We start from the raw sequence: 22,545 nt of genomic DNA, 5'->3' as shown, positions 1-22,545 counted from the left end.
TCAGACAACTCGTGTTAACTACTACACCTGTGGATGCTGGCTGGGGCATTGCTTCGTCATGGAACACGCGTATTTTACAATCCTACATCCAACAAACCTACGGCGTTTCGATGTCATGTGAAGGCATTCGCAAGTTGCTGCATCGTTTGCGTTTATCGTGGACACGCCCCACTTACAAGCTCGTTAAAGGGGATCCCAAACGTCAAGCTGCATTTCAAAAAGAACTTGAATTTGTAAAAAAACTAATTACCGAGAATGCCATGCTGTTTTATGTGGATGAGACACATGTTCGCGCTTATCAAGCTCTACGTACGACATGGGCAGAAGTAGGAAATCAAAAACAAGTGCCAAGCTACGGTCACCACGCTCATGTTTCCATTTTTGGCGCCGTCGATGTTCAACAAGGCGATGTTGTATTTCATCGCGCATCATCCGCCAATGCCGAAACGTTCCTCGACTTTTTGCGCCTGTTGAAAGAGAAATATGCGGATCGATTCCTCGTGCTTGTATTGGACAATGCGCGTATTCATCATGCCAAGATGGTGCAAGCCTTTCTTGATGGCGAGGAAGGCGATGCTTTTCATTTCATCTTTTTGCCACCGTATTCCCCACAGTTGAACCCGATTGAACGGCTGTGGAAGTGGTTGAAAGATGAAGTGATTGCCAACGTTTTTCACAAGGATCAAAACGACATTGCACAATCCATTACTCGTTTTGAACAGTACGTTCTACAACACCCGGATGAGGTGTTGCGTCGCATCGGGTGTACTGCGTAAATCAGAGGTTAAAATGTCAATTTGGATGTATAATAATAGAGTAACGAAGGGTTAAATTCGTTGTCAAATTTGGAAACAAACGAAAAAAGAGGCTGTCTTCAACCTCTTTTCGATGCATGCCAACGCCATGCGCTTGCGATAATGTCTTCTAACGAACGAGTCGCTTGCCAACCGAGTTCTCGGGAAATTTTTTCCGATGAAGCAACAAGTCGAGCAGGGTCTCCCGAACGGCGCGCCGTATATTCAATCGTTGCTTTTTTCCCTGTGACACGCTCGCACATGTCAATCACTTCTTTGACCGAATAGCCGAGCCCATTGCCTAGATTGTATACTGCTGTCTTTTTCTCGTCGGAAAGAAGAGCGTGCAACGCAACAATATGAGCTTCCGCTAAGTCCGTAACGTGAATGTAATCGCGAATACATGTGCCGTCTGGTGTATCGTAGTCTGTACCGAACACCGAAATTTTATCGCGCAATCCAAGCAAATGTTGCAAAATGAGCGGAATTAAGTGCGTTTCCGGGTGATGATCTTCCCCGATTTCACCGCTTTCATGCGCACCTGCCGCATTAAAATAACGCAAGACGACGTAACGTAAATCATACGCCGATGCAAAATCTGAAAGCATATGTTCGATCATTAACTTCGAACGGCCGTATGGATTAATCGGATTCGTCGGACATTGTTCCGTAATGATATCAACGTTTGGAATACCGTACACAGCAGCTGTCGATGAAAAAATAAATCGCTTCACGCCGTATTCCATCATCGTTTCTAATAACGTTAACGTTGCAGCGACGTTGTTTTTATAATATTTCATCGGCTCGACAACCGACTCGCCAACTAAACTATTCGCCGCAAAATGCATAACCGCATCGATCGGATATTTTTCAAAAATACGCACGAGCATCGCTCGATCGCCTAAATCTCCATGCACAAACACCGCTCGTTTATCGACTAAATACCGATGTCCTGTCGATAAATTGTCCAGTACAACGACCGGTTTCGTTTCAACTAATTGTTTTACGACATGGCTACCGATATATCCCGCTCCACCAACGACTAAAATCATACACAAACTCCTTTCAGTCCCATCTATAACCATATTACTATACATATATGGAAAAATCGATCATCATTTCTGTCTTACTTCACCGGTTTTCGCCCGATCGAATAATATTCGATGTCATATTTTTTCATATCGTCAAGGGCGTAACAATTGCGCCCATCAAAAATAATTGGCGTTTTCATTTGCTTGACGTATATACATAAGTCAAGCTGACGAAATTCATCCCACTCTGTTAAAATCATCGCCGCATCAGCGTCTTTGAGCGCTTCTTCGACATGGCTTGCATATATTACTTCTTTCGGTAACACACTTTTCGCTTTGTTCATCGCAATCGGATCGTAAGCGACAACGATTGCCTGCTCAGCAACGAGTTCTCGTGCGATGACAAGCGATGCAGCTTCCCGCATATCATCGGTATTCGGCTTAAACGACAAACCGAGAAGGGCAATTTTTTTTCCTGCTAAATGTCCAAATCTTTTTTTCGCTTTTTCGATTAATTTGCGCTGTTGCTTATTGTTGACTTCAATAACCGCTTTCAACAATTCGAAATCGTGATCGATATTGGCAGCGATTTTCGCTAACGCTTTCGTATCTTTTGGAAAACAAGAGCCCCCGTAACCGATGCCTGCACGTAAAAACGAGGCACCGATGCGTTCGTCCATCCCCATCCCAGCTGCTACTTGTTCAATGTCTGCACCTACTTTTTCACATATGTTCGCAATTTCGTTAATAAAACTAATTTTCGTCGCTAAAAAGGCGTTCGAGGCATATTTAATCATTTCCGCGCTGCGAATATCGGTTTGAAAGATCGGAATGCCAAACGGACGATGAATGTCTGCAATAATAGCCGCTGCTCGTTCATCATCCGCACCGATGACAATACGGTCGCCATGAAACGTATCATGAATCGCCGAACCTTCACGCAAAAATTCAGGATTGGATACAACTTCAATGCGTACATGTGGGGCCAGCTGCTCAAACATACGCTTTATTTCGTGATTCGTTCCGACCGGCACCGTACTTTTCGTTACGACAATGACATCTTTCGTCACTGATGAGGCAATGTCTTTGACCGCCTGTTTCAAATATGTCAAATTCGCAGAACCATCTTCCTTTTCAGGCGTGCCGACCGCAATATAAATGACATCCGCCTCTCGATACGCACTCGCACCATCTGTCGTAAAAAACAACCGATTCGCTTCCATATTTTCTTTCATTAACGGCTCAATACCCGGCTCATAAATCGGCGAGATGCCTCGTTTCATCCGCTCTACTTTTTCTTCATCTACATCAACGCATACGACCCGATGACCGATATGTGCAAGCGCCACACCTGTCACTAAACCGACATATCCTGTTCCGACAACAACAATGTGCATAGCCAACCTCCGTGCTTTTTTTTTTCAGTTTACACAAATGTGAGCGTTTTTGCACGATACAGCTATTGAAAGAAAATGAAAGATCCCTCTTATAAAAACATAGAAATTTGTCTATCATTATAGCAAAGAAAGGAGGAAACACCTTGCGAAAAAATGAAACTGTTTATCAATTAAAAATTGCGTTGCGTGGCATTCGGCCACCCATTTGGCGACGCGTACTTGTCCCAAGCAACATCACATTTGATCAACTTCATCTCGTCATTCAAGAAGCAATGGGTTGGAGAAACTATCACTTATATCAATTTGAAACGGGCGACGCGATCATCGATGTGCCACATCCACTAGACGATTTTACACACCCTTGGAAAGATATGCTCGATTCTCGAAAAATACGGATTAAAGAATATTTAAGTGAAGAAAAGGACAAAGTTTTATATACGTATGACTTTGGAGACAATTGGGATCATACCATTACATTAGAAAAGATTGAAAAGAGAATGGAACCGTTGACACATCCTGTTTGCATCAAAGGAAAACGAGCGTGCCCACCAGAAGATGTCGGCGGCGTTTGGGGATACCAAGATGTCATCGACATCATGCAAAACGATAAACGAAAACAAGAACGTGAAGAGTTTCTCGAGTGGTACGATGAATGGTACGGAGATGATTTTAACCCAGAACACTTTGACATAGAGGAAGTAAATAGTCGATTGGCGACGATCAAATTAAGGTAAATGCATTTTTTAGGGCTGCTTGGCAAGAAAGCAGTCCTTTATACATTTCTCCATATAAAATGATCATGAAGCATTCTTCGTTGTTTAAACATATGAAAATAAAAAATATAGTTGTAAGCGTTAACATTCGTCATTATAATAACCTCAAACGCGTTTACACAAGAATGCAAACGTTTGCATGAGTGTTGTCATTTTTTATAAAAGAAAGGGTGTTTGACGATGGCGAATCGGAAAAAAGTTTGGGCGTATTACATTCTCATTGCAACGCTAATTATTTCCTTTCTTACGCCTTTTTCAACAGCACAAGCCAATACTGCACCTGTTAACGGAACAATGATGCAATATTTCGAATGGGATTTACCGAATGACGGAACGCTTTGGACGAAAGTAAAAAATGAAGCAAGCAGTCTTTCTTCTTTAGGTGTTACTGCGTTATGGTTACCACCTGCATACAAAGGAACGAGCCAAAGCGACGTTGGATATGGCGTGTACGACTTATATGATCTTGGGGAATTTAATCAAAAAGGAACGATCCGAACGAAATACGGAACAAAAACGCAATATATTCAAGCCATTCAAGCGGCAAAAAGCGCTGGCATGCAAGTATATGCTGATGTCGTGTTTAACCATAAAGCTGGGGCTGACGGTACAGAGTTTGTCAATGCGGTTGAAGTAAACGCCTCTAATCGAAACCAAGAAGTGTCAGGCACATATCAAATTCAAGCATGGACAAAATTTGATTTCCCTGGTCGAGGGAACACATACTCCAGCTTTAAATGGCGCTGGTATCATTTTGACGGTACAGATTGGGATGAAAGCCGGAAATTAAATCGTATTTACAAATTCCGCGGTACAGGAAAAGCATGGGATTGGGAGGTCGACACAGAGAACGGAAACTACGATTATTTAATGTTCGCTGATTTAGATATGGATCACCCTGAAGTTGTAACCGAATTGAAAAACTGGGGAACGTGGTACGTGAATACGACAAATGTCGATGGATTTCGTTTAGATGCCGTGAAACATATTAAATATAGCTTTTTCCCTGACTGGCTAACATACGTACGCAACCAAACGAAGAAAAATTTGTTTGCAGTCGGAGAATTTTGGAGCTATGACGTCAATAAGTTGCATAACTATATTACAAAAACAAACGGATCCATGTCGTTATTTGATGCCCCTTTGCATAACAATTTTTATATCGCTTCCAAATCAAGTGGATATTTTGACATGCGTTATTTATTAAACAATACATTAATGAAAGATCAACCTTCATTAGCTGTTACACTTGTCGATAACCATGATACGCAGCCAGGGCAATCTTTACAATCATGGGTCGAACCTTGGTTCAAACCACTTGCTTATGCCTTTATTTTAACAAGACAAGAAGGATATCCTTGCGTATTTTACGGTGACTATTACGGAATTCCGAAATACAATATCTCGGGATTAAAAAGTAAAATTGACCCGCTTTTAATTGCTCGTCGAGACTACGCATATGGAACGCAACGTGACTATATTGATCATCAAGATATTATCGGATGGACACGTGAAGGAATTGATGCGAAACCAAATTCGGGGCTTGCAGCTTTAATTACCGACGGTCCTGGCGGCAGTAAATGGATGTATGTCGGCAAAAAACATGCCGGAAAAGTATTTTATGATTTAACTGGCAATCGAAGTGATACAGTAACGATTAACGCTGATGGCTGGGGGGAGTTTAAAGTAAACGGCGGCTCTGTTTCTATTTGGGTGGCTAAAACATCACAAATTACCTTTACAGTTAATAATGCAACAACAACTAGTGGCCAAAGTGTATACGTTGTCGGCAACATTCCAGAGCTAGGCAATTGGAACACTGCCAACGCAATTAAAATGAATCCATCTTCCTATCCGACGTGGAAAGCAACGATAGCACTTCCACAAGGAAAAGCAATTGAATTTAAGTTTATTAAAAAGGATCAATCTGGGAACGTGATATGGGAAAGCATTTCAAATCGAACGTACACCGTTCCGTTCGCATCAAGTGGGTCATACACGGCGAGCTGGAATGTACCTTAAGATTAAAATCTTGTATTTGAAATAGAAAAACAGCTTGTCAGTTCTCGCCGACGAGCTGTTTTTATTTAGAAGGTATGACAGTCACCAACAATCCTCACTCTAAATGTAGTTTATAAATAAACGTGCCTACATAAGATGATGAATACCAATATACATCGTTTTCAATGACAAGCGGATGCATGTTTCCTGGGGTAGGGATACCGACCCTTCTCGGATCCTTCACTAAGCGACCTTCCCCATCGACAACAGCATAAAATGTCGACGAAAATCCGTCATCGTCGTCCACACTCCAAACAAGAAGGAAGCGATCATCACTTATCTTTCGAATATGCACTTCTTCTACTGATTTTCCAGATGAAACCGAAAAATTTGTCAACCAATTTATTTTTACAGCTGTATCGTCTTCGGCATCTTTCGACACGGTCGCTATAAATAAATTTTTCACTTCACTTAATCTGTATGGATTTTTTGGGTACACACTCGATCCGACAACAAGATAGTTGTTTGTTGCTACTTCAAATCCTCCGAGTTTCGCACCAGTGTAATTAATACATTCCTCTTCTACTTTCGGAAAACGAAGAATATCGATGACATTTGTAATCATTCCATCCTCTTCCGTTTGAAGAACAATCGAGCGTGGATACGCATCACCATGATCTACGTACACGACACGGTCACCATCAAACCGTACAAACGTCGCAAACGAATGGCTTACGTGATTGTTCGGCCATTGGTAGCTATCTTTCGGGAGTAGAGTCATAGTTTTTGTATCAACAAGAAATGAAATATTCGATTGATGACGCTTTCCATCTTCAGATGTATAACGCAAACGCGCTGTATGAATAGCTAAAATGCCATTTCGGCTGTCCATCTCCAAATTACTCGCATGAAAAGGTTGTGTTACGTAAACATCACGAATACGTAGCTTCCCAACTTCTTTCCACTCCTTATTATACTTCACAATGGAAAACACATCTTTTGAGTTTGATTCATTATTGTTGTTAGCCCCATAAACAACATAATAATATCCATCGTCAGAAGCGTGAAAACCACCAAATATCGGTAAATTCATTGGAATAACAGTTTGTTGATGGGAGCGAAACATCGGATCAAAATGATGAATATATAATTTCCCGTCATAACTCTCCAAAATGTGTATTTTGCCTTGATCAGCAAACATATAACGATTGGCAACTTCAAAATAGTTACCATAACGATAGTCGTTCGTGTCTACATTCAAAATCGTTGGAATATACGTCACGTTTACTCCTTGTAAAGAAAAAATATGTACTGCACGTTCCTTTGCATTCCAAAACACTTGACAGCCAAGACCTTCCGAGATGAAACGCAAAGGTACAAAAACTCTCCCGTATTTTGAAAACGCTGGGACACCTAAGCGAACTTTTTCTCCGTTGACCATTGCTGTTTTTTCATTTAAACGAAGCGTAATCCTTCGGTTATTTAGTTGCCCTGTAATCGTCTTTGTTCCCTCATCCCATAGCAGCATAGCACCCAGAGCCTCAAATATGCCACGAAACGGAACGAGGGTATAACCATCCTTAACATAAGGAGGCTGTGGAGAATCAAAAAAAACTTCCTTACTATTTACAAAGACAGAAACCACATTTTCTCCCCAGTCACCCTTAACAATTGAACTAGCTACAGCAACTTGATGTCCAAAAGAAAACATCGCAAACATCATTCCAAACGCCAACATAAAGCACCAAACTTTTTTCACGTATATCTCCCTCCACACTCATTCTCCCTATCCTTCATCGGAGCGTGACAGGCACCATAAAAAAATTAAGCCTCTCGCAAAAAGTGAATCAATGACTGTAACGAAGGATGCGTAAAATTCCAATATCCTTTCTTCGCCGCCACCCCTATACTAGTTACTAATTCCGGTCGAGAGGCTAAAAATACATGAGCTTTGGCTTTAGCTAAATTTTTAGGGATACATCCCTTTCCTTTTACGCATTCAAAAAACTTCTCAATGCATTCTATGACAGGATCATCAGACACAGAAGACATACACAAGTCTTCCAACATTCCTTTTTCAAAGTTACCAGGCATAATGAAAATACCTACTTTTCTCCCCAGATGTTCCTTGAGCTCGTTTTGTCGATTTGGTGCATGCAAGTGGATCGAATGTAGCGCGCTTTTTACACTGGCAAACGCTGCATCTGGATTGTTATCCGCATCTCGAATAATAACTAACGTTTTGACTCTCTCAAATCCCGTTAACAAACAAAGCATCTTCAAATGCTGCGTAAAGTTTCCTTTCCCCTCAACGTTAATCATTTCGAAGCCTTCAATTCCTGCTTTATCTAGCAGGGCCTCAAAGAAATTGACTTCATCCTTTCCCTCCACTAAAAGGAGCTTCTCACTTGTAATCTCCTTCGGCTTCAAGGTCACCGCACTTCCCACCCTTGCTCAATAGCCATTTCAAGTTCAGAAAAAGTAAATGTTTTCGGAATGATCTTCTCACCCACACGCTCAAGTCGTATATAACGGAAATCCCTGTTTCCTTCCGATATTCCCGATACCGCGCTACTTAAGCATTCATAGCTATGAGTGGTTGCGAAAATTTGACACCCATAATCTGTGGCTGCCTTCATTAAAATCTCCCAAATTTTCGGCATCTTCGAATAATGGAATCCATTTTCAATTTCATCAATAAGAATAATCCCTTCTCTCGTATAGGCGATGGCTAATAATATTGTTAATAGTCTAGACAAGCCATCTCCCATATAGGCAAATGGCACTTTTTTCGACAACCCGATATCTCCATATAACATGGATTCACCATTTGGCAATGCCACAGAGACAAGCTTTTTCAAACGGGGTTCTATTGTTTGTAAATAAGGTAATAATTGTTCTGCTTCACCGCGGATATCTAGCTCACCATATCGAACCGCTGTTTCTACAGGATTGAACGGAATTTTAGAACCGAGAAAATAAGCGTTTTGTATTTCTTTAAATTTCGCCTGTACAATCTGCATGCCAAATCCGCCGCTCGTGTTAATGAAAAAATGAAAAAGATCTCTTTCTCCTCGCTTTCCATCCCTATATTCAATTCTCACCATACTTTGAATCGCTTCATTAGAACTCCCAAAACTCTCTTCTCTGTTTATTGGGATAGAAAACACTTGTTGGTTTTCATCTTGAAAACAAAGGGACATCACCTCTTCCACACCATGTTCTCTTAAAATCTTTATTTTGATCGTTTCCTTTAAATCAAAATTATAAAAAATAGGCGCAAACATCGTATCAGATCGAACAGGTATGCCTGTCACCCCACGCCAATTGTACTGCCTAATTAACATGTTTGGATTCATACGATCAAAAAATAAAAATAGAGCCTCTAATAAAGTCGTTTTCCCTACATTATTTTTACCTCCAAATAAGTTTAATCTCCCCAAATCGTTTAAAGCGATATGCTTTAAACTTTTGAAATTTTCAATTTCGACTGAACGAATCATATGTATCCACCTACTATGCTACATGTTTTATTTACAAATAATGTCATTTACAAATAATGTCCAAGTGTACCCCATCTACCATTGAAAAGAAAGCGAAACTCCTCACAACAATCAGATAACATAAACGATGAATGCTTATTATAAAAAGACTATTTAACCATTTATTTTGCCACACATATATTCTTTTCACTACTACCGTCTGGATTCCTGCATGTATCGAAATAAATTTTTTACTTTTACATCTATTCGGAAAAATCCCTCAGTGCAGGCAATCAGCTATAAAAATACTTGAATAAAGAGAAGCAAAAATGTCGCAGAGAGGAAAATAAGCGAGTGGCGATGATTCAATTGGAGGGAAGGACTGCCTACCGAAGAATGACAGCCCTCTAATAAACATTTTCCCTACTTTACCAATTCCCAAAGATAGGGCTATTTATCACGTCAAGACGAAATACTACAAACCGATATCCATATGCTCCTTTAACCGTTGTGAAATGGCAGCGCGTTCTTCCTCTGGTACAATCAAATAGTAGATCCCGTTTATTTTTTGACCTTTTCCTTGTATGTGTAGCTGCTCGATATGACGTCTTGCTTCTTTGTAGTTGGCTTGAATTTGTTTTATGTCATCAAACGTTAAATTCGTTTTTACATTTTTTCCTATCGCTTCAAGTATGTCATTATAGTTTGTAAGTAAAGAGAAGCTAGCTCCTTTCTTAATAATTGCTTCAACGACTTGTTTTTGGCGATCTTGCCTGCCGAAATCACCGCGCGGGTCTTCATAGCGCATACGGGCGTATTTTAATGCCTTTTCCCCATTTAAGGTAACTTCCCCTTTAGGAAACGACTCTCCTTCATATTCAAATGCAAAAGAATTATTTACTGTTACACCGCCAACGGCATCTACGATATCTTTAAAGCTTTCCATGTTCACTTTAATGTAATAATCAATTGGAATGTCTAAAAATTGTTCGACCGTCGCAAGCGTCATTTCCACCCCACCAAAAGCGTACGAGTGGTTAATTTTGTCCTCTTTCCCTTTACCAACAATCATCGTACGTGTATCTCGTGGAATGCTTACCATTTCTATCGATTGTTTTTTTGGGTTCACTGTCATGACAATTAACGAATCTGCCCGCCCGCGATCATTTTTTCGTTCATCTACGCCAATAAGCAAAATCGCAATCGGTTGTTGTTTTGTAAACGATAACCCATCTGGACGTTTGTCTGAATTTGCCCGTTCAATCGGTGCATGTATTTGGTTCATTGTTTGCTGTAGTTTGTGATAAACGGAAAACACGTATGCCCCTACCAACGCAAGAAATAAAACAATTGCTCCGATCCATATACGTTTTTTTCGCTTCGGTGTCATTTGCATCTTCCTTTATTCATGGATATTTTCATGTGAAGCCTGAACCTCCCGATGGCTAAAGCCACGGGGTTCTTGTGTACTATAGAGCTTCTTCCATACCTTCGCATGGACACTGACTCTAATTCCACAAGACTTTCATGGGCAAACACCTTACTGGTGCTTATCGCCCTGTGCGCCCGATTCAAGACGCTTTTTATCATTTAAATTCCCATACTACTTACGACACATGAATGAAGATGAAGTCGTTTGATTTCTTCATCATGCAGTCGAATAAATTGATCCCATCTCTCTAAACATTTTTGTCGATCTATTTCTTTTCGATTGTCTTTCACATTCATGATTAAAAATGCGCTGTATAAATCTCGTTGCACTCTGCGTCCGTCTACTTCGTGCCATCGTTGGGAAAGTGTTTTCTTGTTGTACTCATCGTTTTGGTGGTCGTATTGACTTGCCTTGACGCGAAATGTGTCGATGTATTGAAGGGAATAGCCTTCATATTGCAGTTTTTGATTCAGTATGTTTAAAAACAAACTTGGTGCACGATTCGCAATACTTTTTCCAAATCGTTTTTTCTTTTTGTATTTTCCGTTGGCATCGACTTTTGTTTCTTTTGCCTTTGCTTGAAGTGCTCTGAAATTCATTTTTTCTACTTGGATATGATGACCTAATGCGATGATCCAATTGGCAAGCCGTTGATGATCTTGTTTCCGTTTATCTGCTATTTTTCTTTGTAATTCTGCTAACTGATTTCTCGTTTTGAGATAATTTTTACTCCAAACCCATTTTTCCTTGTTGTCTTTTTTTATTGTCCCATCTTCATTGTATTTGTGCGGATTATTCGCCCGTCTTTGACGATCCAATTTTCGTTGAAGAACTCGCTTTTGCTTTTCTATGTTTTCGACACTCGGCGCAAGAATAAGCAACTTGACATTATTCATCGAGCAAATAGCGACGGTTTGTGTTCCTATGTCGATACCAACATCGCCTCGCCCTATTGGATGTTTTATTTCTCCTGTTTGGCGGTTTATTTTCTTTGGTGGCACACCTTCAAGAGTGAGTTGAAGAAAATACTTGATTTTTCCTCTAATTCGTCTACGGACGATGCGACAATATTTTATACGGTCTTGTAGAGCCAGATGTGTATATATGTCGTTTGGGTGAATTATAACAGGAATAGATAAACCATTCCAAAGAAAATGTTTGTTTTTGAAACGGATGCCTGTGCTATTTGTTTTTCCTTCTAATGAATCCATATCGTTGTATTTCTTAAAAGACACTTTTTTTGCATTACCAAAGATGAGTTTTTCCATTGCCATCCATGCTCTCGTAGCGATTTTTTGTGCGGTGTGTGAGTCGATGTGTTTCTTGAAATGGTGTTGCATTGGCTTAACAAAATCGTGCATAGCGTATTCATTGATTCCGTACTGACGATATAACTCATTTAGCAAGTTGTTTCTTTCTTTTGATTTTGGTTGTTGGGCTAGATGACGATACTGCTTATCATGTTGTAGTTTTTTATGCCGTTTCAGCAATTCGCCCAAACAAGCGTTGTATATTTTTCTGCCAATTTCAAAACGTTTCTCTAATATGTACGCCTGCCATAGTTCTGTTTTGAGTTTCAACGTCAGCACATAACTTTTGGTTTTTGTTTTCGCCAACGACACCACTTCCTTTATACGTTCTTTTGATTTTCGATGTATTGTTTAACCGCTTCTTCTGAAATATAGCCGACAGTACAACAAAAATAACTTCGTGTCCATAGCGACGGTAGTCTGCTTTTTAACGAAGGATATTTCTCCCTTAATATTCGACTGCTTTTCCCTTTAAACGCTTGTATAATTTTGTGCAAATGTTGACGAGGGTCAAAAGAAATGAACAAATGAACATGATCAGGCATAATTTCCATTGCTTTGATTTGTACATCATGTTCTTTGGCAACTTCTTCAAAAATTTTTTTTAAATCTCGTTCAATATCTCCAACTAACACTTTTCTACGGTATTTTGGACAAAACACAATATGATATTGATTGAGATAAACAATCCCTTTTTTATGGGTGTATTTTTCGTTTTCCAAAAACAATCACCTCTATACTAAATATACCATAAACAATAGATAAAATAAACACATCTAATAAATTTATCAAAAAAATACGCAATTCATCCCCTTGTCTAAAGGCAGGGGCTTTCTTGCGCTTCCCCCGTAAGCCGATTGCCTAAAAAGATGGCCGCTAACACCGATGTCACCAGCGGAACAAGACCTAAAATCAACCCAGCATTGGATGCTGTCGTTTTTGTTAATCCGAGCGCCAGAAAAAGGTGATGGACAACGACACTAAACAAAGCGGCTATGCCAATATACATCACTTCCTTCCAAGTTAATTTCCGCAAATGCCCCATGAATAGCAAAATCAGAATTACAACGATCCCTGCGGTAAAAATCCGAAACGACGTTAACGTCACCGGCGAAAAATGTTCAACTAAAATCTTGATGGCAATCACGTTCAATCCCCAAACCATCATAATCAAGACGAGGGAGATATAAACGAACGATTTCGACATATCCGAACTCCCCTCACACAAAACATAAAGTCATCAAAAACTATTTTAGAAAAGTTTATCCTTCTGCTAAAAGATGCGACATGCATTATTCTAGCAACCATCCAACTGAATGACAATAAAAGTGATATTCAACCGATGATAAAATGTGCGTGATCCATTCCTATAATATGTATGTGTTTCTTCACGACATCATGTTTGTTGACGCCTGATGTACCGAAGACAGAGTTTTTCCCGCTCCATCAACGTCACGATGCTTGGAAGAACATTTTTTGCATCACCTTTTTTACGAATTAAACACAGTACATATGTTCGTTTATGTGAATAAAAAAACCTTCCGATCCATCTCCCCCCTACATGCCGTTTAGAAGAGGGAAACTTCTCGGAGAAAATGTTACTTCTTGTTCTCGATAAAGAATTCCAAATGGTTACAGGCACCAAACCCTCTGGTAGCGGGGCTATGCGGCACCGAGACCCGCATTGCGCACATCGTTTCCTTCCCCTCGCTAAATCCTCATATTTGCTAAATACCGCCTTACTGCTACATACGACTTTAAAAAAATGACAGAGGGGCAATCGATGGCTCTCTGTTAAACATCACAATCACACCCTTATTTCAATTTTTCAATCTCTTCAATCGGCAGTTCGGTTAATTCGTGAATCGTTTGGATGTCGTACCCTTTTACCAACATCTTTTTCGCAATTTGTCGCTTTTCTTGTTGTAATCCTTTTTTTACACCCTCTTTTAATCCTTTTTGCTCATACGAAATTAACAATTCGAGCACTTGTTCTTTTTCTTTCGTTTCCATCTTGTTCACCTCGTTTCGTAATTGTTGTTCTTCTTCATCCGACAGTTGCACATATGTTTCGAAAAAGCCGATTAACAATCGTTGCTTTGCTTCGTCTAATTCCATGCGCACAAGCATGCGTAAAAATTGTTTTTTCAATTCAATTCGTTCACTTTCAGTATACCCCATTTTGCTTAACAGCGCAGCGGCGATCGGGTTGTCGTTACGAATATAATGACGCCAGTTTTGTTTGCGCAGCTCGACGGTGAAAAAACGGAAGTGGAGTATGTTCCCAAATGGAAGTCGAAGCGTAAATGAAGATGGTTCGTCGCGGATGGTATCGTAGCTGAAGACGGCAATCGGAACGATGTTTGTGCGGTATTTTTCAAACAAGCGGCTGAAGTAAATAAACATACGCTCTGGAAACGATGGTTGAACGTAGCTTTGGTTTTCGATATGGACGATAATTAAACCGTCTTCCCCTTTTAGCTTCGTTTCCACTAACAAATCAACGCGATATTTTTCCCCAGCGGTCACGTCCGTGAACAGTTCTTCAGATAAAAATGATAAATGGTGAAAATCAATATGCTCGTGCACTTGCGGGAAAAAGAGAAGAATAAACTCTTCAAAAAACGTTGTGATGAGCTCTTTAAACAAGCGGTCGTGATCGACGGCCATACATTTACCTCACCTCCAAAAATTTTACATACTTTTTCGACAAAACGAACCAAATTCCTGCTTGGGAATGAATTTTTTAAACAAAAGCAGAGAGCCAATCTATGACCCTCTGTTTCTACAAATCTCGACATATCGGGGCGTGACAGGCACGCTGCACAAAACAATCCATATCTTGATATTGCTCATCCAACTTTTCAGCTTAACAGCGCAACGCCAGCAAGGCTACAGCACCGAGAGATCTATCGACCATTCTCGGCGCCTCACAGAACCTGATCCTTTTCCTTGTCTAACAAATGATAAAGACGTTCACGCAGTTGCTTATAGAGAAGCGGACCCTCTATTTGTGTCTTTTTCGGAACCCCTTTTAACGAAAACGGAACGCTCATGTACTTTTCCGGATGCAGCCGAAGTTCGTGGCTAAATGCATCTCTTGGCTCTGAACCGACCAATATGACCAGTTGGGGATTTAATAAATGTATTTCGTCCATTAACAGTTCCTTACACTTTTTCATATCCCGGATCCCTCTATGATTAGCTACCCTGGCAAAATCCGTCACATATGATCTCTCTGCAATATCCCTGGTGATCCCTAAATTTCGAACAAGCGGATCATAATTTTTGGTATTGGGCCAATAGCGATCAAAAAATGACTGATAAGGTTGTACGTCTTCAAAAATCCAAAAACAAGAAAGGACGGTCATACTCAGCTTCTCTTCCTTCTGCAAGGAACCCTTAAACACAAAGATATACTCTGCCTTACCTTGCTCAACAACCTTACGCCCAATAAACGGCAAATCCACACTTCGGGCAATATTGTCCCTCTTAAAGGACCAATAATTCCGAGATGGATCCATTGCTTTTTTATAATGCTGGAAATACGCTTCATAAAAATCCACTAAATAATTCAACTCCGGAACTTGTTTCAAATCCGATACGATATGAAAGTCAACGTTCCCATTGATTTGTGATTCACTATAAATGCCAAAGTTCGAATGTATTTCAGCCAATCGATGAGCTAACATCATACATCCCCCCATCATTCACAAAAATTTCGAACAAAGAAACATCGATGGAAATTATTAGAAACTCATAAATCCTATCTCAAACCGATCAACCAATAGGAAGGCCGCAGCAAACTCCACCCGACTAGCCCCGAATATTTACCAATTGCACAGCCAGCTCTTCCAACTCATCGGCACAGACGATCTTTTCAGTAAAACGGCTTGGCAGTTGGTGATATCCGACTTCTAATCCTTTCAATCCCCCGGCAATCGCCACAATCGTATCGCTATCGCCACCCATATTCACCGCTGAAATGACGACGTCTTCAAACGACTCGCAGCGCAACAGCCAATGAAGAACCCAGCTCATCGTATGCACGACATAGCCATCAGGCGGGCAGGCCGGTTCAACCGTTAAAAGCGGTTCGTATCGCGTATGAACAACTTCTTGCCTAATCGCTGCTGACAGCTTTTCTCCATGCAACAACCGAGAAGCAATGCGGTTATAAATAAGGCACGCTTCCGCCGCTTGACTATCATGATGTGTCATATTCGAATGAAGGACCGTGACTTCCTCCATCTTTTCCTGATCCGCGTACGCCAGCGCAATCGGCAAACAGCGCATTAACGACCCGTTCCCCGCACATTTGCCACCGAGCTTCCGGCAAGCCCGATAAGCAGCATCAAACCAATCGCCAGCATACAATGAAAACACGGTGCGGATGATATTGCCGACGTCCGGGGGATTGGTCTTATACCACTTCAAAAACTCCTCTCCGATTTCAGCAATCGGATTTTCCTTATTCCGAATAATCCCTTTCGCCACCGCAATCGTCATCGCTGTATCATCTGTCACTTCCCCAGGTGGTAAATCAAGCCAACCGCCGCCGATGATGTCAGTCACTTTTCCGTGCGCGCCGCGAATTTCCTCGGCACTCATAAACTCTGTCGTCGCCCCCAGCGCATCGCCAATCGCAAGGCCGAACAGCCCTCCTTTGATTCGGTCAAGCACGTTTTCCCCCACATCATTTGATTTAGCCGTATGATGCTTTGCATATTTTATAGTTTGGTAGTTGCTCACTAACTGATCCAATTCATCCAATGAAAGATAAGCAATAGCATTCCCGCTTCCGAATTTCCTCATAACTTTGTCCTCTACCATTTGCAGCTTTTTCAATACTTCACTAGAAGCTTTGGTACCCGTAAAACGTTTTCTCCCCTTATCAGGTCCTTCTTCGATAATCTCCCACTCTTCAGGCTGAAAGACACAAACGACTTTTCCATGATGTACCCCTGCAACATATTGAATATACGGAAATCTATGTTTACTCATCCTCCAATTTCCCCGAGTAGCTTCATAATGAGTCAGTCAAGACTTTGTGGAGAACATTTTTTCGGTTCACTACGGGTGTTGTCAATCACTAGTTAGCGAACCATTTTCAGGAATTGATATCGTAAGCGCTTTCGGACTCTCATCCCTCATCTTGAAGTGATGATATTGTATTCCATTTTTTTGCACCCAACCAAAATCCCGAAGCGCCGACAACGCTTGATGGATCGGCGTCCCGGATGACCGCTGCAGACACGGTAGATTCTGACGCACCACATCTGCCCACAACCGTCCTGCCTTCCGTTTGGCCTGTTCAACCCGCTTGGACTTCGTCGAGGCCGAGGCTGCCGTTCGGGTCTCTTCTTCCTCCACCAACTGCCCATTTCTCCGCCAAATCCCGTCGATTCGGGCTGCCATCGCCCTCAGAAACGCCCGAAGCCCTTGGTCTTTCCAGCTGCGGCGGGATTTCACCCGATGCGCAAACCGGCTCATCACGCTCTCGGCGTGGCCCATCGGACGCATGCCGGTCGTCTCCACCCCTTGCTCCGACAGCCACTCCCGATAGTCCCGGATGCATCCCGGCATCGACTCGATCCGACGGATCATGGCAGCCATCTGCTTCTCTTTCGCTTCGTCCTCCAACGTGCCGACCGCGCTGTTCAGCTCCACGAGAAGCCCCTCTTCGTCTTGTTTCGCCAGCTTCTTCCGCACCTCCCGCCAACGCGGATGGCCGGACAGACACTGACGCAGCTCCCGCGCCACATGAAATCGATCCAGCTGAAAGCACGCCCGCTTCCCAAAATACTCCCGGCAGGCCGTGATCCACGACGCCGCGTCGCCGTTGATGATCAACAGGTCCCGGCACGGATCATAGGCATATTCGTTCATCAGCCACTCTTCGAACCGTTCCCACACGTCTCCCGCCCCTTCATGGAGGTAGTGGCGCCGGTTCACGAGCTTGAGCTGCGAACCGTTTCGTTTCCATCCCTCGTGAACCGCCAGGATTTTCTCTTCTTTCGCCCGTTTCCCTTTCCCCTGGCGGGAAATGAACAGCCCATCCGCCTCCACAAATAGCACTCGGTCGTGCCGTTTGGAAACAGGGTGGTGCAGCGAGACAGGGGCCTCCAGCACCAGTTGGCGAATCGCCTCGTGGCTTAGGACCGCATACCCCACGATCGACTCCAACGTACGGGCCGCTTTGCGGTAGGAAGAGCACTCTACGGCCAACTCGACCGCCGTTTCCTCGAGGCAAGGGCTGATCGACTGCGCTCCATCAAAGCCCAGTTCGGCATCCAGCAAGAAGGTATACGCCCCCCGCCTGCCGATCATAGTAGTAGTTCCGTCGAAACGTCACTTCCCCAAACAGCGTTTGGATCGTGGTCGGCCGTTTGTCTTTCAGCTGATACCGGCGCTTGTCCCGCGCTTCCGCCAGTTGTTGATCAATCTCCTCCAAAAGGGCCGCCAACAAGACAGCGAACACCTTTTGAAGAGTTCTGACTAATTGTTCCCCCAGCTCTTTTAATAAAGGCCATTCTGTGGTAAGATGTTTCATGGACTCTCTCCCTCCTGTTTTATGGATGTTGGTCATCACCATCATAGCAGGGAGAGAGTCCTTTTTGCATGACATTTGCTTGTTTCTACCGCGCTTCGCTTGGTGGCCCCGACGAGCGTCGCGAACAAAAGTTCGCAACCCTCGTCGGGGAATCATTCCTGAATGTCACCCACAAATATTTTACTCACACGTGATATAATCCTGCATGGGCTCCACTCCTTTCTTTGGTTGTTTTTTTTTTCGCACTTACTACCTTACAGGAGGAGAGCCCATTTTTCATCTATTTTGCTTACATATCAGACAGGTTCCTTATTATACCAAATCAGGAACCTGTCTTTTTTTCTCCCACAAACATTTTACTCATACCATTAGAAGGTGTAACAGGTAAAATTCCAATTTCTACCTAAAAACTACTACTTACAAACTGATTGATAGATGTCATCCACGGAAAAGGAGTATGCACTTAATAATGATTAAAACTCCGATTAGGATTATGCACAGGATCAGGCACATTTAAATCCGATTGACGATCTCTTAACTGAGCAACATGTTGATAAATGGCATCTTCACTACGACGGGCAATGGTGCTAGACTGTTCGTATTCTCTAATGATCTGTGCTATTTCTTTATTACTTTTTTTTGGAAAACGATCGAGGTAGTAATAAATGCAAAGATTTTCTTCCCTTGTCCAATGAGGCGCCTTCACTTTCTTCACCATCCGATCTTCAAAATTTTTTCCCATTTATCACTTCGATAACTCTTCTCTCTATTCCTCCTGGATAAATGACTTTTTTGTAAATATGATACTTATTTGTATAATATGGTTTTTTACTAACTTAAAATATTGAATATTCAGTTTATTTTATTTAAAAAATATATGCTAAAGAAGGATATATTTCATGGTAGCCATTGGCCATTCACTTTTGACCGTCTACACATAACTTTTGCGCTAATTCCTGAATCATCTCTTTAGCCGTCACCTCATTCGACTTTCCGCGTTCGTACGCTTCAATTAAAATGCGTTTAAATTGCTCGATTTCTAACTGTACAAACTTTGTTTCCAATCTTCTCTCCCTCCAATAAAAAACTAGCCTCTTGCTTATTTACGCAAGAGGCTTACGATGACGTCAATGACACGTTGTTGTTGCTCAATTGTCATGCTTGAACCTGATGGCAAGCAAAGACCATTCGCAAACAATTCATCCGAAACGCTACGCTCTTCTTCATGCGAATAATACCGCACGCCTTCGAACAACGGTTGCAAATGAAGTGGTTTCCATACAGGACGGGCTTCGATAAGCACGTTAATTACATCGGGGCGTGAAAGGCACCGTTACCAAATCTATCTTGTGCCCGCCTATTACATACAGGACAAAAGACGTCCCATTCGTCTGGCGTTTCTTTATGATAGTTCATCTCTGAATGCCTCGTATACTTAAAAAGCGACGCAGTCGATGCCTTATGCGCATCTTCTTGCGCCCAGCTCCCTCCCTCTCGATTAAAACAAACCGTTTGCACCCAAAACGCCTCGCAGTGAGCATTACTGCAAGTAAAATATTTTTGTCCTCTTTCCCCTTTCTGTAACCTAGCAGGCTGATGTGTGCCACAATGCATACATGTTGCGTTATATCCCAAATGATAGTGTACCAACATGTTCATCCACTTGATAAATCCTTTTTTGTCACTTGGCTTATAACTAAAGCTCCCTAGCCTATGTCTAAGTTCTTCTTTTCTCGCTGCATTCCACGTATGGACGGAAACAGCGTTCACCATATTTGGATGCATCAAAAAAGAAGCGACGGGCTTTTTTACCAAAGGCTCGTAATATTTTCGAAACGATGTATCACGAATAAGTTCAATCCAACCTTCGCGATTAAATAATGGCTTATATTTTGCATCTAAAAAAGCTTCCTTTGTTTCTAGTGTTTCATCATCGAAAATAAAAGTAAAATCAGGTCGATAAGACTTTTCTCCGTGTGAGAACGGACGCTCATAGTGAACTTCCAGCTTTAAATTCTCTCTTTTCGAGTCGATGCCGTCTTGGTATTTTCGGTAAACAGGGCGCTCAAAAGTAAAAGATATTCCTTCTAATCTTCCTTTTTCCTGCACGTATTGCCTAATTCGGGTATACGGCTTTTGTTTTGTTATAAAACCACAGTCATAAATTAATGAATGAATAATCGAAATAAAACACCATATTTCGTACAACTTTGGCGATTTTTTCAAAGGAACGGCGACATTGGATAACTGCTTTGTCGGGCTTAACTGCAATAAATTATCCAAGTATTGATATACCTCGCTGTATAGGGGAGAAAACGTAAACAAGTGGGTTTCTCCTAATTCTTCCTCCCCCACATGCAAAAAATGAAACTCCAAACAATTCTTAGCCAGCTCTATGACCTTTTTCCAAAAAACTTCATTTTGTTTAGCTATCTGAAGGATTTTACAAGCATAATCCAAGTCTTTGTTTAAGGAATTTTTGATTTTTTCCTTCTCTATATTGTTACTACCATAAAGGTTTTTTAGCGAATATTTCAAAAAATCGATTCTTTTACCCCATTCTTCCTGTCTATTTTGCGCTTGCGCTACATAACGATGGGCATAATCCAGTACCCTCTCTATACTCCAACGTATCATTCTATGTTCAGGAATATCTATAGAACGTGTATGGATGGGAGCTAAAAATTTATCTTTAAACGGAAACATTTTTCGCTCAATCAATATTTCAGGATTGAATTGCTTTATTTCATTCAAGGAAACCAGCCTATACTCACGAATAAGCTGTTCATGTGGCATTTCGTCCAGTTCGAGCAATACTTCATAAAGTTTTTTTAGTTGCTCCAGTGTATGTTCAGCTACGCTGCCATTCTTTGTCCACAACTCCACCATCGTTGCAGGGCCATGATCTGCTGTAAATAAATCTTCAAGCATACTGGCAATTTCATCTTTCATCTGGTCAAACTCTGCCTTCGTTAATAAACTGCTTGTAATATACACATCGCTAGACCTGTCAATAATATATCCATGTTTATCTTCTGCCTCAAAGAAAAAAGTCCCACATTGATTAATACCAATTGGACTTCTCTCCTCCAATTCATTCCCTTTATCATACCAAACATCTTTCTGCGCATCGTAAATTAAAGGAATTCGCTGTTCGTTCGATACCACGTCATAATGAGACAAGAAGACTTTTTGGACTTCATCATTTGACACCTTCACAACAATCGTCCCTTCATATTCAGAGGCGACATAGCAATTGTTTTCTCTACTAAAATCTAACGGCCTAACTAATTCTTGTATAGGATGTTCACTGGAAGATCTAATCTTAGCAATCCACAATTCCATTCCATATCATCTCCAATATGTGATTGTGCGCCCTTGGTCCAACATTTCCCTTATTTTCATTTTTGTCATATTTGATGGGTTGCTCAGTTCTTGTGACAGCCGTTCTAGAACCCTTGTATTTTCATCACTGCGCACAACCTGTATTCTCGGCAATATTTTCCCGCGAACAATTTGGTCAAATTTCAAAGGAGAGTTCACTGCATGTCCGTAATAACCAATTTGATCTAAAGCTCTTCGATTCAATCTCGCTCCTAGCTGACCTAACATCGGATTCAGTTCCTTAGCTAACTCCCTGCATTCTTCGTCCATTGCAGCTACCTTTAGATCGTTCTCTACATCAACCACAATCTGCTCAAGCACTTTTATTTTTTCGGGTCTTCACCATTTTCTGTGATTTCCACTCAATCCCAGAAACATGTTAGCTGGA

At 41.5% G+C, this 22,545-nt stretch carries 19 protein-coding genes and 2 pseudogenes; 3 read left to right on the top strand and 18 right to left on the bottom strand.

Annotated elements, in window-relative coordinates:
• A partial coding sequence (locus ACYQY7_RS10855; RefSeq protein ID WP_461202028.1) for an IS630 family transposase occupies positions 1-776 on the top strand: 776 nt, incomplete at its 5' end.
• A gap of 98 nt (positions 777-874) precedes the next feature.
• Here ACYQY7_RS10855 and galE read toward each other — a convergent pair.
• Both galE and ACYQY7_RS10845 read right to left on the bottom strand, forming a co-directional pair.
• The gene (gene galE / locus ACYQY7_RS10850; RefSeq protein ID WP_461202027.1) at positions 875-1,846 is read right to left on the bottom strand and encodes a UDP-glucose 4-epimerase GalE; all 972 of its coding nucleotides are present in this window, start codon (positions 1,844-1,846) and stop codon (positions 875-877) included.
• A 74-nt stretch (positions 1,847-1,920) separates the two neighbouring features.
• Positions 1,921-3,222, bottom strand: a complete 1,302-nt coding sequence (locus ACYQY7_RS10845) for a UDP-glucose dehydrogenase family protein (RefSeq protein WP_461202026.1) — start codon at positions 3,220-3,222, stop codon at positions 1,921-1,923.
• Positions 3,223-3,365: 143 nt separating this feature from the next.
• Between ACYQY7_RS10845 and ACYQY7_RS10840 the strand changes: the two genes are divergently transcribed.
• Positions 3,366-3,956 carry a plasmid pRiA4b ORF-3 family protein gene (locus ACYQY7_RS10840; protein ID WP_461202025.1) on the top strand — a complete coding sequence of 197 codons (591 nt, stop codon included), beginning with the start codon at positions 3,366-3,368 and terminating at the stop codon, positions 3,954-3,956.
• Between the two features lie 219 nt (positions 3,957-4,175).
• On the top strand, positions 4,176-6,017 hold the full coding sequence (gene amyS / locus ACYQY7_RS10835) for an alpha-amylase (RefSeq protein ID WP_461202024.1): 1,842 nt from the start codon (positions 4,176-4,178) through the stop codon (positions 6,015-6,017).
• 94 nt (positions 6,018-6,111) lie between these two features.
• On the opposite strand, the gene ACYQY7_RS10830 is transcribed toward amyS, so the two are convergent.
• The 16 genes and pseudogenes from ACYQY7_RS10830 to ACYQY7_RS10755 form a co-directional block, all read right to left on the bottom strand.
• Positions 6,112-7,755 carry a copper amine oxidase N-terminal domain-containing protein gene (locus ACYQY7_RS10830; protein WP_461202023.1) on the bottom strand — a complete coding sequence of 548 codons (1,644 nt, stop codon included), beginning with the start codon at positions 7,753-7,755 and terminating at the stop codon, positions 6,112-6,114.
• Between the two features lie 65 nt (positions 7,756-7,820).
• Positions 7,821-8,432 (bottom strand): DUF3226 domain-containing protein, encoded by a 612-nt coding sequence (locus ACYQY7_RS10825; RefSeq protein WP_461202022.1) that lies wholly within the window; start codon positions 8,430-8,432, stop codon positions 7,821-7,823.
• On the bottom strand, positions 8,429-9,499 hold the full coding sequence (locus tag ACYQY7_RS10820) for an AAA family ATPase (RefSeq protein ID WP_461202021.1): 1,071 nt from the start codon (positions 9,497-9,499) through the stop codon (positions 8,429-8,431). The genes ACYQY7_RS10825 and ACYQY7_RS10820 overlap by 4 nt, the downstream gene beginning before the upstream one ends.
• A gap of 454 nt (positions 9,500-9,953) precedes the next feature.
• Positions 9,954-10,868, bottom strand: a complete 915-nt coding sequence (gene tagU, locus ACYQY7_RS10815; protein ID WP_461202020.1) for a polyisoprenyl-teichoic acid--peptidoglycan teichoic acid transferase TagU — start codon at positions 10,866-10,868, stop codon at positions 9,954-9,956.
• Between the two features lie 200 nt (positions 10,869-11,068).
• Positions 11,069-12,532, bottom strand: a complete 1,464-nt coding sequence (locus tag ACYQY7_RS10810) for a nuclease/transposase family protein (protein WP_461202019.1) — start codon at positions 12,530-12,532, stop codon at positions 11,069-11,071.
• Positions 12,533-12,540: 8 nt separating this feature from the next.
• Positions 12,541-12,942, bottom strand: coding sequence for an IS200/IS605 family transposase (tnpA, locus tag ACYQY7_RS10805; RefSeq protein WP_033012039.1), 402 nt, complete (start codon positions 12,940-12,942; stop codon positions 12,541-12,543).
• A gap of 95 nt (positions 12,943-13,037) precedes the next feature.
• Entirely contained in the window at positions 13,038-13,427 is a 390-nt protein-coding gene (locus ACYQY7_RS10800) for an EamA family transporter (RefSeq protein WP_461202018.1), read from the bottom strand.
• A 608-nt stretch (positions 13,428-14,035) separates the two neighbouring features.
• Positions 14,036-14,890 carry an Rpn family recombination-promoting nuclease/putative transposase gene (locus ACYQY7_RS10795; RefSeq protein ID WP_011888356.1) on the bottom strand — a complete coding sequence of 285 codons (855 nt, stop codon included), beginning with the start codon at positions 14,888-14,890 and terminating at the stop codon, positions 14,036-14,038.
• Positions 14,891-15,150: 260 nt separating this feature from the next.
• The gene (locus tag ACYQY7_RS10790; RefSeq protein ID WP_461202017.1) at positions 15,151-15,912 is read right to left on the bottom strand and encodes a uracil-DNA glycosylase family protein; all 762 of its coding nucleotides are present in this window, start codon (positions 15,910-15,912) and stop codon (positions 15,151-15,153) included.
• 124 nt (positions 15,913-16,036) lie between these two features.
• Positions 16,037-17,224: an ADP-ribosylglycohydrolase family protein gene (locus tag ACYQY7_RS10785; RefSeq protein WP_461202016.1), complete on the bottom strand. Its 1,188-nt coding sequence runs from the start codon at positions 17,222-17,224 to the stop codon at positions 16,037-16,039.
• A gap of 183 nt (positions 17,225-17,407) precedes the next feature.
• A pseudogene (locus ACYQY7_RS10780) lies at positions 17,408-18,773 on the bottom strand (ISLre2 family transposase); the annotation flags it as partial.
• A 463-nt stretch (positions 18,774-19,236) separates the two neighbouring features.
• Entirely contained in the window at positions 19,237-19,515 is a 279-nt protein-coding gene (locus ACYQY7_RS10775) for a hypothetical protein (RefSeq protein ID WP_461202015.1), read from the bottom strand.
• A 175-nt stretch (positions 19,516-19,690) separates the two neighbouring features.
• Positions 19,691-19,837 (bottom strand): hypothetical protein, encoded by a 147-nt coding sequence (locus tag ACYQY7_RS10770; protein ID WP_461202014.1) that lies wholly within the window; start codon positions 19,835-19,837, stop codon positions 19,691-19,693.
• A gap of 35 nt (positions 19,838-19,872) precedes the next feature.
• A pseudogene (locus ACYQY7_RS10765) lies at positions 19,873-20,070 on the bottom strand (DegT/DnrJ/EryC1/StrS family aminotransferase); the annotation flags it as partial.
• An 11-nt stretch (positions 20,071-20,081) separates the two neighbouring features.
• The gene (locus ACYQY7_RS10760; RefSeq protein WP_461202013.1) at positions 20,082-22,118 is read right to left on the bottom strand and encodes a hypothetical protein; all 2,037 of its coding nucleotides are present in this window, start codon (positions 22,116-22,118) and stop codon (positions 20,082-20,084) included.
• A gap of 6 nt (positions 22,119-22,124) precedes the next feature.
• Entirely contained in the window at positions 22,125-22,478 is a 354-nt protein-coding gene (locus ACYQY7_RS10755; RefSeq protein ID WP_461202012.1) for a hypothetical protein, read from the bottom strand.
• Positions 22,479-22,545: the final 67 nt, after the last annotated feature.

The organism is Anoxybacillus sp. TBDG-1 (assembly GCF_054815885.1).
This window is presented reverse-complemented; position numbering and strand designations above follow the sequence as displayed.